Annotated in this window: 10 protein-coding genes, 2 pseudogenes and 1 riboswitch; of the genes and pseudogenes, 10 read left to right on the forward strand and 2 right to left on the reverse strand. The window is 70.1% G+C overall.

Annotation, left to right across the window (positions count from 1 at the left end; genetic code table 11):
* Positions 1-5 precede the first annotated feature (5 nt).
* Positions 6-140, reverse strand: a riboswitch (SAM riboswitch).
* A gap of 211 nt (positions 141-351) precedes the next feature.
* Positions 352-3,306, forward strand: coding sequence for an FtsK/SpoIIIE family DNA translocase (locus tag VJN29_RS05955; RefSeq protein ID WP_324142669.1), 2,955 nt, complete (start codon positions 352-354; stop codon positions 3,304-3,306).
* Between the two features lie 227 nt (positions 3,307-3,533).
* The gene (locus tag VJN29_RS05960) at positions 3,534-4,280 is read left to right on the forward strand and encodes an ion channel (protein WP_324142670.1); all 747 of its coding nucleotides are present in this window, start codon (positions 3,534-3,536) and stop codon (positions 4,278-4,280) included.
* A 111-nt stretch (positions 4,281-4,391) separates the two neighbouring features.
* Here VJN29_RS05960 and VJN29_RS05965 read toward each other — a convergent pair whose 3' ends face one another.
* On the reverse strand, positions 4,392-5,573 hold the full coding sequence (locus VJN29_RS05965; protein ID WP_324142671.1) for a dipeptidase: 1,182 nt from the start codon (positions 5,571-5,573) through the stop codon (positions 4,392-4,394).
* A gap of 37 nt (positions 5,574-5,610) precedes the next feature.
* Here VJN29_RS05965 and rimO point away from each other — a divergent pair, with 37 nt between their 5' ends.
* The 4 genes from rimO to VJN29_RS05985 all read left to right on the forward strand — a co-directional run bounded on the left by rimO (position 5,611) and on the right by VJN29_RS05985 (position 8,689).
* Positions 5,611-7,074 (forward strand): 30S ribosomal protein S12 methylthiotransferase RimO, encoded by a 1,464-nt coding sequence (gene rimO, locus VJN29_RS05970; RefSeq protein ID WP_324142673.1) that lies wholly within the window; start codon positions 5,611-5,613, stop codon positions 7,072-7,074.
* Positions 7,074-7,736, forward strand: coding sequence for a CDP-diacylglycerol--glycerol-3-phosphate 3-phosphatidyltransferase (pgsA, locus tag VJN29_RS05975; protein ID WP_324142731.1), 663 nt, complete (start codon positions 7,074-7,076; stop codon positions 7,734-7,736). Before rimO ends, pgsA begins: the two co-directional genes overlap by 1 nt.
* Positions 7,737-7,743: 7 nt before the next feature.
* On the forward strand, positions 7,744-8,232 hold the full coding sequence (locus tag VJN29_RS05980) for a nicotinamide-nucleotide amidohydrolase family protein (protein WP_324142674.1): 489 nt from the start codon (positions 7,744-7,746) through the stop codon (positions 8,230-8,232).
* 157 nt (positions 8,233-8,389) lie between these two features.
* Entirely contained in the window at positions 8,390-8,689 is a 300-nt protein-coding gene (locus VJN29_RS05985) for a helix-turn-helix transcriptional regulator (protein ID WP_324142675.1), read from the forward strand.
* A gap of 78 nt (positions 8,690-8,767) precedes the next feature.
* On the opposite strand, the gene VJN29_RS05990 is transcribed toward VJN29_RS05985, so the two are convergent.
* The gene (locus tag VJN29_RS05990) at positions 8,768-10,381 is read right to left on the reverse strand and encodes a DUF3352 domain-containing protein (protein ID WP_324142676.1); all 1,614 of its coding nucleotides are present in this window, start codon (positions 10,379-10,381) and stop codon (positions 8,768-8,770) included.
* Between the two features lie 147 nt (positions 10,382-10,528).
* Here VJN29_RS05990 and VJN29_RS05995 point away from each other — a divergent pair, with 147 nt between their 5' ends.
* From VJN29_RS05995 to VJN29_RS06010, 4 genes and pseudogenes are all read left to right on the forward strand, one after another.
* Positions 10,529-10,783, forward strand: coding sequence for a DUF3046 domain-containing protein (locus VJN29_RS05995; protein ID WP_414654326.1), 255 nt, complete (start codon positions 10,529-10,531; stop codon positions 10,781-10,783).
* Positions 10,780-11,325: an O-acetyl-ADP-ribose deacetylase gene (locus tag VJN29_RS06000; RefSeq protein ID WP_324142677.1), complete on the forward strand. Its 546-nt coding sequence runs from the start codon at positions 10,780-10,782 to the stop codon at positions 11,323-11,325. Before VJN29_RS05995 ends, VJN29_RS06000 begins: the two co-directional genes overlap by 4 nt.
* A gap of 237 nt (positions 11,326-11,562) precedes the next feature.
* Positions 11,563-12,414 (forward strand): annotated as a pseudogene (gene recA / locus VJN29_RS06005) (recombinase RecA); the annotation flags it as partial.
* 3 nt (positions 12,415-12,417) lie between these two features.
* A pseudogene (locus VJN29_RS06010) lies at positions 12,418-13,029 on the forward strand (recombinase RecA); the annotation flags it as partial.
* Positions 13,030-13,043 lie beyond the last annotated feature (14 nt).

The following is a 13,043-nucleotide window of genomic DNA, read 5'->3' on the forward strand; positions in this document are numbered from 1 at the left end:
ATGCGGGTCCGCGCTTGCCGCCTCGGGTGCCACGGACATGACGGACGTGGCGAGGACGGCCTGGTCGTCACCCGGAGCACCCCACCGCGGAGGAGGGTTGCTGGCCAGCTAGCCGGGGCTTGTCGCTGGCGCTCATGACCTGTCGATGACGATAGACACCGCCCTCCTCGGCTGTCCACCGCCAGTCGGCCACGTGTTGCCATCTGAGACACCACAGTGATGCCGTATGCCGCTGAGCTCGCTCTCGCTGTCCGTCCGCCGGGTGCCTGACAGGTGCCCGGTCAGGATCGAAGTGGCCGTGGTGCGCGTGTGACGCGTGAGTTCAGCGTGGCATTGACGTACCGTGCCAGCATGGCGACACGTGGGTCCAGCAGTGCGCGCTCGAGCACCTCGGCAACGAGCCGTGCGGCGACCGGTTCCCGGGGGTCCGGCTCCGGGCGTGGCCAAGGGGCATCGTCCCGATCGAGCACTGGGCGCGGCGGCGGACGCACGACGAAGCGGCCGGCGCCACGGGCCAAGGCCAAGGGCGGCGGGCTCCCGTTGCCGTTGCGGGCGGTGCGCAACACCTGGATGGGGGTCTCGCACGTCGCGGGTGGTGCGGTTCGCCGGGTGGGCACGAGCGCGCGCGAGCTGGAGCCGCAGCATCGTCGCGACGGGCTCGGCTTCGCCCTCATCGCGCTGGCCATCGTCGTCGCGGCTCGCGAGTGGTGGGGCGTCGACGGCGTCTTCGGTCAGGTCGTCCACGCAGTCTTCGCGGGCACGTTCGGCCGCATCGCCTATGCCGTCCCCCTGGTGCTGCTCGCGCTCGGTCTGCGCCTGCTACGCGCTCCCGAGGACGAGGCGGCAACCAACCGCATCATCGTCGGCACCATCGCGCTGACCTTCGCGTCATGCGGCCTCGCGCATCTCAGCGACGGGATCCCCAACCCGCCGGACGGGGCCGACGGGATGCGAGCGGCGGGAGGCATCATCGGCTTCCTCGCGTCGAGCCCGCTCGCAGCGGCGGTGTCGCAGTACGGAGCCCTGGCGATCCTCATCCTGCTCGGCAGCTTCGGCCTGCTCGTGATCACGGCGACTCCGGTCAGCCTCATCCCGCACCGACTGCGCCAGCTGCGTGAGCTCGTCCTGCACCGCGACCACCCGTCGGAGCAGGCCCAGGACGAGGCCGCGGAGGGGGTCGCCAAGCGGGGCCGACGCAAAGCGGTGGACCTGTCGGAGCGTGAGGGCGACGAGGCCTTCCGTCAGGCCGCGACGCGCGGCGCCGAGGACGAGCAGACGCTGCAGCTGCGGCCCGGCGAGAAACGCCCCACGGCGCCCGGGCTGCTCGCGCCGCGTCCATCGGGTGTGTCCAGCTCATCCCAGGCGATCGACGCCACCGACCCCCGGACCCACGGTGCCCCGGACACGCAGACGGGCTCCAAGCCGGACCTCGCGCCGCCTCCGACGTCGACGATGCCGGCACGTGTCGAGCAGCTCTCTCTGCAGGGCGATGTCACCTACCACCTGCCGGACCTCGCGATGCTGGCTCATGGCGCGCCGCACAAGACGCGCAGCCAGGCGAACGACAAGGTCGTCGAGTCGCTCACCCATGTCTTCGAGCAGTTCGACATCGACGCCGCCGTCACCGGCTTCACCCGCGGTCCGACGGTGACGCGCTACGAGGTCGAGCTCGGTTCCGGGACGAAGGTCGAACGCGTCACGGCGCTCTCCAGGAACATCGCCTACGCGGTTGCCTCCGCGGACGTGCGCATCCTCAGCCCGATCCCGGGCAAGAGCGCGATCGGGATCGAGATCCCCAACGCCGACCGTGAGAACGTCGCGCTCGGTGATGTGCTGCGCAGCCACACCGCCCGGTCCAACGAGCACCCCATGGTCATGGGGGTCGGCAAGGACGTCGAGGGCGCCTACGTCATCGCGAATCTCGCCAAGATGCCGCACCTGCTGGTCGCGGGCGCCACCGGCTCCGGCAAGTCGAGCTTCGTCAACTCGATGATCACCTCGATCCTCATGCGTTCCACGCCCGAAGAGGTGCGCCTCGTCCTCGTCGACCCCAAGCGGGTGGAGCTGACCGCGTACGAAGGCATCCCGCACCTGATCACCCCGATCATCACCAGCCCCAAGAAGGCGGCGGAGGCGCTGCAGTGGGTGGTTCGCGAGATGGACCAGCGCTACGACGACCTGGCGGCGTTCGGGTTCAAGCACGTCGACGACTTCAACAAGGCCGTTCGCGCGGGCAAGGTCAAGCCGTTGCCGGGTTCCGAGCGGCAGCTGACCACCTACCCCTACCTGCTCGTCGTCGTCGACGAGCTGGCGGACCTGATGATGGTCGCGCCCCGCGACGTCGAGGAGTCGGTCGTCCGCATCACGCAGCTCGCTCGGGCAGCAGGCATCCACCTCGTGCTCGCCACCCAGCGGCCCTCCGTCGACGTCGTGACCGGCCTCATCAAGGCCAACGTCCCGTCGCGGATGGCCTTCGCGACGAGCTCTCTCGCCGACTCGCGGGTCGTCCTCGACCAGCCAGGAGCGGAGAAGCTGATCGGCCAGGGGGACGCCCTCTTCCTCCCCATGGGCGCCAGCAAGCCGATGCGCGTCCAGGGTGCATGGGTCAACGAGTCGGAGATCCACGAGGTGGTGGGACGCGTCACCACCCAGCTCAAGCCGAACTACGTCGAGAACGTCACCGTCGCCCAGCCCAGGAAGCAGATCGACGATGACATCGGCGATGACCTGGACGTGCTGCTGCAGGCGACCGAGCTCGTCGTGACGACCCAGTTCGGGTCGACGTCGATGCTCCAGCGCAAGCTGCGCGTCGGCTTCGCCAAGGCGGGGCGCCTCATGGACCTGCTCGAGTCTCGCGGGGTCGTCGGCCCGAGCGAGGGGTCGAAGGCGCGCGACGTGCTCGTCCGACCGGACGACCTGGAGCAGACCTTGGCGCTGCTGCGCGGCGAGGACGTCCCGCACCCCAACGAGCCGGTCGACCCAGCCGAGGAGCCCGTGCCGTTTGCCGCCGACCCGAGCATCGTCGAGCGGCAGCAGGTGGAGGACGGGGCTGCTGAGGAGGGGGTCGCAGGCGAGCCCAGCCCAGCGGCATCCGACCCCATGCCCCCCGTCGGAGATGGCCAGGTGCGCACGGCGGCGATCGTCGTCCAGCGCGGCCAGCGCCGTGCGCACGGAGAGGACCTCGACGACCTGTCCAGCGGCCCGGTCGCAGCCTGGCAGCCGGGTGACCTGACCCCGGTCGCCACCGAGGACGACGACGAGTCGGAGGATGCCTGGCAGCTGACCGATCGGCGCGACGAGCGCTGAGGAGGCGTCGGCGTGGCACCCTGGCCTGATCGAGTGAACACGTTTCGGGGCGAACTCGCCCCGAATGCTGTTCTTTCGATCGTCTGGGGAAGTGGCCGTATGCCGCTGGGCCGGCTCGCGGCCCACCCTGCCCTGATCGAGTGAACCCGTTTCGGGGGGCGGCGACGGCGTCCGGCCTCTCGCGCAGGGGATCCCGTCGGGGGCCCCTGCGGGCTAGAGTCGGCGTCGTGAGCGCATCACTGGAGCTCTGGCCGTCGACCTCGCGTCGGGCCGGACCACCGACCCGCTGGGACCGGCTCCGTCGAGGCTTCGTCGAGACCCCCTGCGCCGTGCTGCTGGGAGTTCAGCTCGTCGCCCTGCTCGCGTACCCGTTCATGGAGACCGCGACGCTCGGTGAGTTCCGCGAGTTCGGTCGGATGCTCTTCGGCCTCGTCGGCCTCGTCGTGCTGTTCCTCGCCATCCGCGCCGTCCAGGCGACGCCCGCGCACACCTGGGTGGCGGCGGTCATCGGCGTCCCCGTGGTCGCCCTGACCATCGCCGAAGCGGTCTGGCCCGACAGCGACCCGGTCCTCTTCTGGAGCTCGCTGCTGCACGCGCTCTTCTACTTCTACACGGGCTACGGGCTGCTCCGGTACATGTTCGCCGACAACTGGGTGACGCGCGACGAGCTCTTCGCCACTGGCGCGACGTTCACGGTGGTGGCCTGGGGTTTCGCCTACCTCTACGTCGCGGTCCAGATGATCTGGCCGAACTCCTTCACGATCTACGGCGAGGCCCTGCCGGGTGAGCGATCGTGGTACGAGCTGCTCTACCTGTCCATCACGACGATGACGTCCACCGGCCTGTCCGACATCTCCGCGGTGACGCCACACGCGCGGTCGTTCATCATGCTCCAGATGATCACGGGCATGCTCTACGTCGCGCTCGTCGTCGCTCGCCTCGTCGGCCTCACCATCGCCCGATTCCGCCAGTAGTCGGTGACCGCGCCCTTCCTGCCGAGTGGTCCTCGATGTCGTGTGCCTCCTCGGGCTGGGCATCAGGCTCGGGACCTGATCGGCGGACTCCGCCCGGGCGACGAGGAGGAGTCAGCCGTCGAGCTCCTCGATCGTCCTGAGACTGGGTCCCCGCGCTACCGACAGGTGCCGCGAGACGGCCTCGACGTCCCGCATGACCCGCAGGGTGTTGCCGCGGGCGAGCTGCGCGATGTCCGCATCCGACCACGTGCGCTCGACCAGCGCAGCGACGAGCCGCGGGTAGCCGCTCACGTCCTCGAGCCCCACCGGATAGGTGTCGGTGCCGTCGTAGTCCCCTCCGATTCCCACGTGGTCGATACCCGCGACGTCGCGCACGTGCTCGAGGTGGGCGACGACGTCCTCGATCGTTGCGTCGGGCTTGGGGTGCTCCCGCCGGTAGTCGGTGGCGAAGCGCTGGAAGGCTACCCAGTCCTTGGCGTCGACGCCCGCCCCTGCGGCTGCGGCCGCCGCTTCGAGGCGCCACTCTGCGGTCGCAGGGGAGACGAACTCGGGGACGAAGGTCACCATGCACACGCCACCGTTGTCCCGCAGGGCCTCGAGGACGTCGTCGGGCACGTTGCGCGGTGAGTCACAGAGCGCCCGGGCGGAGGAGTGGCTGAAGATCACCGGGGCAACGCTCACCTCGAGGGCCTGCCGCATCGTCGATGTCGCGACGTGGCTGAGGTCGACCATCATCCCGATCCGGTTCAGCTCCCGCACCACCTCGCGGCCGAACGCCGTGAGCCCGCCCACGGCCGGGACGTCCGTGGCGGAGTCGGCCCAGGGCACGTTGTCGTTGTGCGTCAGCGTGAGATACCGCACCCCGAGGACATGGAGCGCCCGCAGCGTGGCGAGCGAGCAGCCGATCGAGTGGCCACCCTCCGCGCCGAGGAGCGAGGCGATTCGCCCTTGGGACCTGGCCACGTCGACGTCTGCCGCGGTCCGCGCGAGAGCGAGCTCAGCGGCATACGACCTGATCATGTGGTGGACGCCGTCGATCTGTTCGAGCGTGGCGGTCACCGCGGCGTCGCCCTGGAGGCTGCTGGGCACGAACACGGACCAGAACTGGCCGCCGACACCGCCCGCTCGGAGGCGGGGCAGGTCGGTGGCCGTCGAGGCCACGGGCGCGGAGATGTCGAGGCGCTCGAAGTCGTAGCGGGCCTGCACCCTGGCCTCCCACGGGAGGTCGTTGTGGCCGTCCAGGAGCGGGTGCTCGGCGAGGAGTGCGTGCGCACGGGCCAGGGCGTCGGGCATTCAGCCATTGAACACCGGCCCATCTAGAGTGGGGCGCATGACCCCTCCCGCCGCGGCCCCGTCCCGGAGTGTCGCCCTCGTCACCCTGGGGTGCACCCGCAACGAGGTCGACTCGGAGGAGCTGGCGGGCCGGCTGCAGGCGGAGGGGTGGACGCTCGTCGACGACGCTGCGGAGGCGGACGTCGCGGTCGTCAACACGTGCGGCTTCGTCGAGCAGGCCAAGAAGGACTCCATCGATGCCCTGCTCGAGGCCTCGGACCTCAAGGAGGACGGCCGCACCCGGGCCGTCGTCGCGGTCGGCTGTCTGGCCGAACGGTACGGCAAGGACCTCGCCGAGCAGCTGCCGGAGGCCGATGCGGTGCTCGGATTCGACTCGTACCGGGACCTGTCCACGCATCTGCGGACGATCCTGGGCGGTGGACACGTGCCCAGCCATGCGCCCGGCGACCGGCGACGCCTGCTTCCCCTCTCGCCCGTGGCGCGGCAGGACATGGCGGTGCAGGTCGCGCTTCCCGGACACAACACCCTGTCGTATGCCGCTGAGCCGGGTCCCGCACCCGCGAGCGGTCCGCGCGTGGTCCGTGCCCGCCTCGACGGACGGCCGTGGGCACCGCTGAAGATCGCATCAGGGTGCGACCGGCGCTGCTCCTTCTGCGCGATCCCGATGTTCCGGGGGGCCTTCGTCTCCCGCCCGCCCGCCGACGTCCTCGCGGAGGCGCGGTGGCTCGCGGCCCGAGGTGTCAAGGAGCTCTTCCTCGTCTCCGAGAACTCGACCTCCTATGGCAAGGACCTGGGGGACCTGGGGCTGCTCGAGAAGCTGCTGCCGGAGCTGACCGCGGTGGACGGGATCGAGCGGGTGCGGATCAGCTATCTCCAGCCCGCCGAGATCCGGCCGGGGTTGCTCGAGGCGATGGCACGGACTCCGGGCGTCGTGCCCTACTACGACATCTCCTTCCAGCACGCGTCCGAGCCGGTGCTGCGGCGCATGCGGCGCTTCGGCTCGCGCGAGGCCTTCCTCGACCTGCTGGCGCGCGTGCGGGCGACTGCTCCCGAGGCCGGGATCCGGTGCAACGTCATCGTCGGCTTCCCCGGCGAGGCGGAGCCGGACCTCGAGGAGCTGGAGGCCTTCCTGACCGAGGGCGGGCTCGATGTGGTCGGCGTGTTCGGCTACTCGGACGAGGACGGGACCGAGGCGGAAACCTACGCCGAGAAGCTGCCGTCAGAGGTCATCGCCGAGCGCGTCGACCGCGTCACGCGTCTCGTCGAGGAGCTCAACGCGCAGCGTGCCGAGGAGCGGATCGGCGAGGCCGTCGAGGTCCTCGTGGAAGAGGTCGACGCGGAGGACGGACGGGTCGTCGGACGGGCGGCCTTCCAGGGCCCCGACGTCGATGGCGTCACGTATGTGGAGGCTGGCCACGGGCGGCAGGCGGCAGTGGGCGACCTCGTGCCCGCCGTCGTCGTGGCCACGGAGGGCATCGACCTCGTCGCGGAGTGGCGATGATGGAGCCGCCCCTGCTCCCGCACGGTGAGGGCCCCTCGCCACGCCCCACGGACTGGAACATTCCCAATGCGCTGACCGTGCTGCGTTTCCTGCTCGTGCCGGTCTACGCGGTGCTCCTGCTCCATGACGGTGGGGCCGATCCGTGGTGGCGCTTCTGGGCGTTCGTCGTGTTCGCGCTCGCCGCGGTGACCGACTGGGTAGACGGGCGCCTCGCGCGACGCAACGGCCAGATCACCAACTTCGGCAAGGTCGCGGACCCGATCGCCGACAAGGCCCTGACCGGGACCGCCTTCATCGGGCTGTCGGTGCTCGGGCTGATCTGGTGGTGGGTGACGATCGTCATCCTCGTTCGCGAGATCGGGATCACGCTGCTCCGCTTCATCGTCATCCGCCACGGCGTGCTCCCCGCTGGGCGCGGCGGCAAGCTCAAGACGATGCTCCAGACCCTCGCCCTCGGCGGCCTCACCCTGCCCCTCTGGGTGTTCCCACTCGGTGAGCTCTGGACGTGGCTGGCCCACGGGATCCTCGCGGCCGCGCTCGTCGTCACGGTCGTCTCGGGGGCCGACTACGTCTCCCAGGCGCTGAGCCTGCGGGAGAACAGCGAGCGGACCCGGGTGCGGCGCGCGGCAAGGGCCAGCAGGCGCTCGGACGGTCTGCCGTGAGTACCCGGTGACCGACCGCCGGAGCCTCTCCGAGCGCATCGTCTCCCACCTCACGGCCGTGGGTGAGACCATCGCGTGCGCGGAGTCGCTGACGGCCGGGCTCGTCTCGGCCACGATCGCGGACACCGCCGGGGCCTCGCTCGTGCTCCGCGGCGCCATCGTGGCGTATGCCGCTGACGTCAAGGTTGCGCTCCTCGGTGTCCCCCCGTCAGTCGTTGCCGAGGCAGGAACGGTGGACCCGCGCGTCGCGCGCGCCATGGCCGAGGGCGCGAGACTCCGACTGGGTGCGACCTGGGGCGTCTCGACGACGGGTGTGGCCGGGCCGGGACCTGCCGAGGGGAAGCCGGCCGGCACCGTCCACCTCGCCGTGGCTGGGCCGAGGGGAACAGTCACGAGGGAGTTGCGGTTGAAGGGTACGCGCGACGACGTGCGGAGAGGGGCCGCGGCGGCCGCGCTTGAGCTCGCCCTGGACGTCATGACGTACCCCGCCGCGTAGGGCGAGAGCCCCGTGCCGCGCGACCCGGTTCACGACGCTGACGGCCAAACCCCTGCGCCGTCCTGACGGGCAGGCGGTACGGTAGGAACAGCGGCGCCTGCTTCCCGCACTTAACCAACGGACACGACGACGGATACGACCACTGGAGGAGGACGGCATGACCCTGTTGCGACGTGAGCTCGGAGACGTCCTCCGGGAGCGCCGGCGCGCACAGGGGCGCACGCTGCGTGAGGTCTCGGCCACCGCCTCCGTCTCGTTGGGCTACCTCAGTGAGGTGGAGCGGGGCGAGAAGGAGGCCTCCTCCGAGCTGCTCGCCTCGATCTGCGGCGCCCTCGAACTGCCGCTTTCCCAGGTCCTCATCGATGTCTCGAGCCGCATGGCCGAGTCCGAGGGCTTCGCCCCCACCGTCACACTGCCCGTCCCCTCGGACGAGGTCGTCGCCGCGTCTGCTGCGTGAGCTCTTCCCACCGCCGGTTGAGGTGAACACGCCGGCGACCATCCGGCGCGTCCACGTCGAACCGCAACGGGTGGTCCGTCAGTTTGCGACGAGGCGGAACGCGAACGCAGCCTCACCCGGACCGGTCACCGTGGATGAGATGCCGACGGCGCGCATCGCTTCGAGCGCCGCGCGGGTCTCGCCGTCGGCCTCCTCGAGGTAGAGCTTCTCGAGCCGGTCGAGGTCCACGTAGACCGCGTAGTCGGCGTCGGACGCGTCGCCGACGGCGGCCTTGAAGCCGTCGGTGTCACCGAGGTTCCCGCCCGACTTGAGCCGGTCGACGTAGTCCGGGGTGGTGGCGACGTAGAGCCGGTCTCCGTCGACGCTCTTCGTCAGAATGCCGGCCGAGCCGCTCGCGTCCTCGATCGTGGACACGACCTCCTCCGCGCGCTGGGCGTCGCTCGTCACGACCTTGGCGCCGATGGCCGGGACGTCGCTGCCGAACACCTGGTCCGGCAGGGCGAGCGTGAACGAGCTGCCGAGGAGCACCTTGAGGTCGTCAGGCAGGGCGAGACCGAGCTCGTCCTCGATCTCGCCGAGAGGGTCGTCCATGCCGCCCGACGAAGCCACGTCATTGATCTGCTTCTTCAGCTGGGGCCAGGCCTGGTCCAGGAGCTGCGCCCCGCCGGAGATGTGCACCGCAGCGAGCGTGTCCTCGGGCAGGGCGGCCAGCTCAGACAGGTCGCCGTCCACGGGCTGGATCGACTGGGCGGCACCGCTGAAGCCACGGGCGATCCCGGCGATCTCGGCGTAGCCGGGGTCGAAGCGCAAGGCTGCGGCCACCCGCCCTTCGAGGTCCTGCGGGGCGTCCGGCCCCCGTACACCGAAGAGCAGAGCCGAGGAGAACTCCTTGGCGATCGGCCCGACGTTCCACCACGTCGTGGCGACACCCTGCTCGCCGAGAGCAGCCATGTCGCCGCTGAACGTCGCGTTCTGCGACAGCGTGCCCTTGGCGATCGCCGCGAGCATGTCGTCGCCCTGCCCGTGCTTGGTGACGAGGACGTAGCCGTCCTTGGCACGGAGGTCGACCTGGTCGCCTCCCTCGCCGCAGTCTGCGAGGCGGCCGAGCGTCGACATGGCCTGGTCCTGGTCCTTGACCTGGAGAGCGGCGACGACGTTCGGGTCATCGGCCGTGCCTCCGGGGCGCAACCCGAAGCCGACGCGGTCACCGAGCCAGGGGTCGATGTCCCGCGCGAAGTCGAAGTCCCTGACGCAGTCGTCGTCCGACGAGGCGACGGCGAGGTCCCAGAGCTTCTTGCGGGTGTCGCCCGACTCGAGGTCCTTGATCTCGGGGATCTTGCCGAGGAAGCGCACCGCCGCGAGCTTCTGGCCGGCAGAGGGGTCGATGTCCACCTGGACGTAGCCGAAGGTGTCGCCCGGCAGGACGTCGGATGGACGCGGACCGCTGCCGCTCAGCTGTTGGATGGCGACCGCACCGCCGACTCCGAGCACGAGGACGGTGGCCACCCCGCCGACGAGAAGCGCTCGGCTCGTCTTGCGGCGGGGCGGGGTGGCGGGGCCACCTTGGCTCGAGACTGGATCCGTGAGCCCGACCGGCTCGGTGGCACCGGGGAACGTGTACGACGTCGGACCACCGTGGGCCGGCTGGGGCGGGTTGTTCTCGGGCATGGAGGCGTCGGTCGGCTGGTTCATGTGATTTCCCCTGGTTGGATCGAGCCCGCCGTCGCGCGGGACGAGGACGACCCTACCGGCCTCCTCGCCAGCTCCTCAGCGGGTTTGGCAACGGTCAGACGACGATTCGCGCCATGGCGGTTCCCGGTTCGGTGGCAGACTCGGCTCGTGCGGATGAGCCACTTCTGGACCCTGATGAACGACGAGTTCGGCGAGGCCTACGCCGGGTCGCTGGCCCGGGACCACGTGCTGGGTGCGCTCGGTGGTCGCACCGTCCTCGAGGCACTCGAGCAGGGCGAGCCACCCCGCGCCGTCTGGGAGGCCCTCTGCGACGACATGGACGTCCCGCCCGAGCGCCGCCTGGGCCGTAGCGCCCGCGTGGCGCGGGGCGCCCAAGGAAGCCAGCCGGAAGGCAAGCCATGACGGGAACGAGCCCAGCGGCATACGGCATCGAGCTGCTCCGCGGCGACATCACGACCGACACGGAGGCGGATGCAATCGTCAACGCGGCCAACCAGTCGCTCCTCGGGGGCGGCGGTGTGGACGGGGCGATCCACCGGACGGCAGGTCCGGAGCTGCTGGCCGAGTGCCGCACGCTCGGCGGCTGCGAGACCGGCGACGCGAAGATCACTGGGGCAGGCCGGCTGCCGGTGCGCCACGTCATCCATGCCGTGGGACCGGTCTGGCGCGGTGGCAGTGCCGGAGAGGCTGAGCTGCTGGCGTCGTGCTATCGACGGAGCATCGAGCTGGCGGCCGGCGCGGGGTGCGCCGTGGTGGCGTTCCCGGCGATCTCGTGCGGGATCTACGGCTACCCGGTGGGGCAGGCCGCGGGCGTTGCCATTGGTGCGGTGGCCGAGGCGATGGCGGAGTTCGGTGTCGTCGAGCGGTCCCGCTTCTGGCTCTTCGGCGACGAGACGTATGCCGCTTTCGACCGAGCGCTCCAGGGTGCCGTCCGTCGGCAGTGACGGGTCAATACGCCGGTGTCGGCGTGTCGTGGGTGACCTCCACTGCGTCGAACACGTGTTCGGTAGTGTGATCCACAGGTGGGGCGCCATGCTCGACGTCGTCCACAGGCCGTCTCGTGGGAACACCCCGATGTCGGTGCCCTCACCTAACGTCTGACCCGACAGCGAGACCGGACGAGCCGTCGCTGGGGGTCGAAGGTAGACGACCGCAGCGCAGACGGCAGATAGGTGACCGAGATGGCATCGGCGCAGGACAAGGACAAAGCCCTCTCCACCGTGATGGGGCAGATCGAGAAGAACTTCGGCAAGGGCGCCGTGATGCGCCTGGGCGACGACGTGCGCCCACCCATCGAGGTCATCCCGACGGGGTCGATCGCCCTCGACGTCGCCCTCGGGATCGGCGGTCTGCCGCGCGGGCGGATCGTGGAGATCTACGGACCGGAGAGCAGTGGAAAGACGACTGTGGCGCTCCACGCGGTCGCCAATGCGCAGAAGGGGGGCGGGATCGCGGCGTTCATCGATGCCGAGCACGCGCTCGACCCTGACTACGCCAAGAAGCTGGGTGTCGACACCGACGCGCTTCTCGTGTCGCAGCCGGACACGGGGGAGCAGGCCCTGGAGATCGCGGACATGCTGATCCGGTCGGGGGCGATCGACATCATCGTCATCGACTCCGTCGCCGCACTCGTGCCGCGCGCCGAGATCGAGGGCGAGATGGGCGACAGCCATGTCGGCCTCCAGGCGCGCCTCATGAGCCAAGCATTGCGGAAGCTGACCGGTGCGTTGAATACGACTGGTACGACAGCGATCTTCATCAACCAGCTCCGCGAGAAGATCGGCGTCATGTTTGGCTGCATGAGCTACAGCACCCGGGTCACCCTCGCCGACGGGACGACGGAGAAGATCGGCAAGATCGTCAACCAGAAGCTGCCGGTAGAGGTGCGGACCTATGACCCGGAAACGAACCGGATCGTCGCGCGGCCCGTGACGAACTGGTTCGACAACGGCGTGACCGAGCGGTTCCTCCAGTTCACCGTCGCCAAGTCCGGCGGCAACGGCAAGTCCCAGTTCGCGGCAACCGAGAACCACTTGGTGCGCACGCCCGGTGGCTGGTGCGAGGCAGGCGAGATCATTGCTGGCGACCGGGTCATGGTCAACGAGACGGCTCGCCTGAGCGGGCACCAGTGGCAGGTCGTGCTCGGTGGTCTCATGGGCGACGGCCACCTCGCGCCGAACACCCACGGGCGCAGCGGGGTTCGCTACCGGATGGGTCATGGGGAGAAGCAGGTGGCCTACCTCGACTGGAAGGCGGCCCTCCTCGGCAACATCGGCCAGAGCCGGTCAGTGCGGCCGACCGGTGCGGTCCACGTCGACCTGACACCACTGCCGGAGCTCGGCGAGCTGCGGGAGGTCGTGTACTGGGGCGACGGCAAGAAGCACCTCACCGACGACGTCATCAAGCTGCTCTCGCCCCTCGCCCTCGCGATCTGGTACATGGACGACGGGTGCTTCACCCTTCGATCGAAGGGACTGCAGGAGCGCACCGCCGGCGGAAGCGGGCGGATCGAGATCGGTGTCGAGGCGATGAGCTCGGGAAGCCGTGACCGTCTCGTCGACTACCTGCGTGACACACACGGGGTCGAGGCACGGTGGTTCCTCAGCGGCACTGCCCAGAAGGCAGTGCTCCAGCTGACGACTGCGGGGTCGACTCGCTTCCA

The sequence above is a fragment of the Intrasporangium sp. genome (assembly GCF_035280925.1).
In the GTDB taxonomy this organism is placed as follows: Bacteria; Actinomycetota; Actinomycetes; order Actinomycetales; family Dermatophilaceae; genus Intrasporangium.

Coding starts and splice junctions, on each gene's coding strand:
- rimO (WP_324142673.1), top strand. CDS start 5,611: ATGACCCCTCCCGCCGCGGCCCCGTCCCGGAGTGTCGCCCTCGTCACC.
- pgsA (WP_324142731.1), top strand. CDS start 7,074: ATGGAGCCGCCCCTGCTCCCGCACGGTGAGGGCCCCTCGCCACGCCCC.
- VJN29_RS05955 (WP_324142669.1), top strand. CDS start 352: ATGGCGACACGTGGGTCCAGCAGTGCGCGCTCGAGCACCTCGGCAACG.
- VJN29_RS05985 (WP_324142675.1), top strand. CDS start 8,390: ATGACCCTGTTGCGACGTGAGCTCGGAGACGTCCTCCGGGAGCGCCGG.
- VJN29_RS06000 (WP_324142677.1), top strand. CDS start 10,780: ATGACGGGAACGAGCCCAGCGGCATACGGCATCGAGCTGCTCCGCGGC.
- VJN29_RS05965 (WP_324142671.1), bottom strand. CDS start 5,573: ATGCCCGACGCCCTGGCCCGTGCGCACGCACTCCTCGCCGAGCACCCG.
- VJN29_RS05990 (WP_324142676.1), bottom strand. CDS start 10,381: ATGAACCAGCCGACCGACGCCTCCATGCCCGAGAACAACCCGCCCCAG.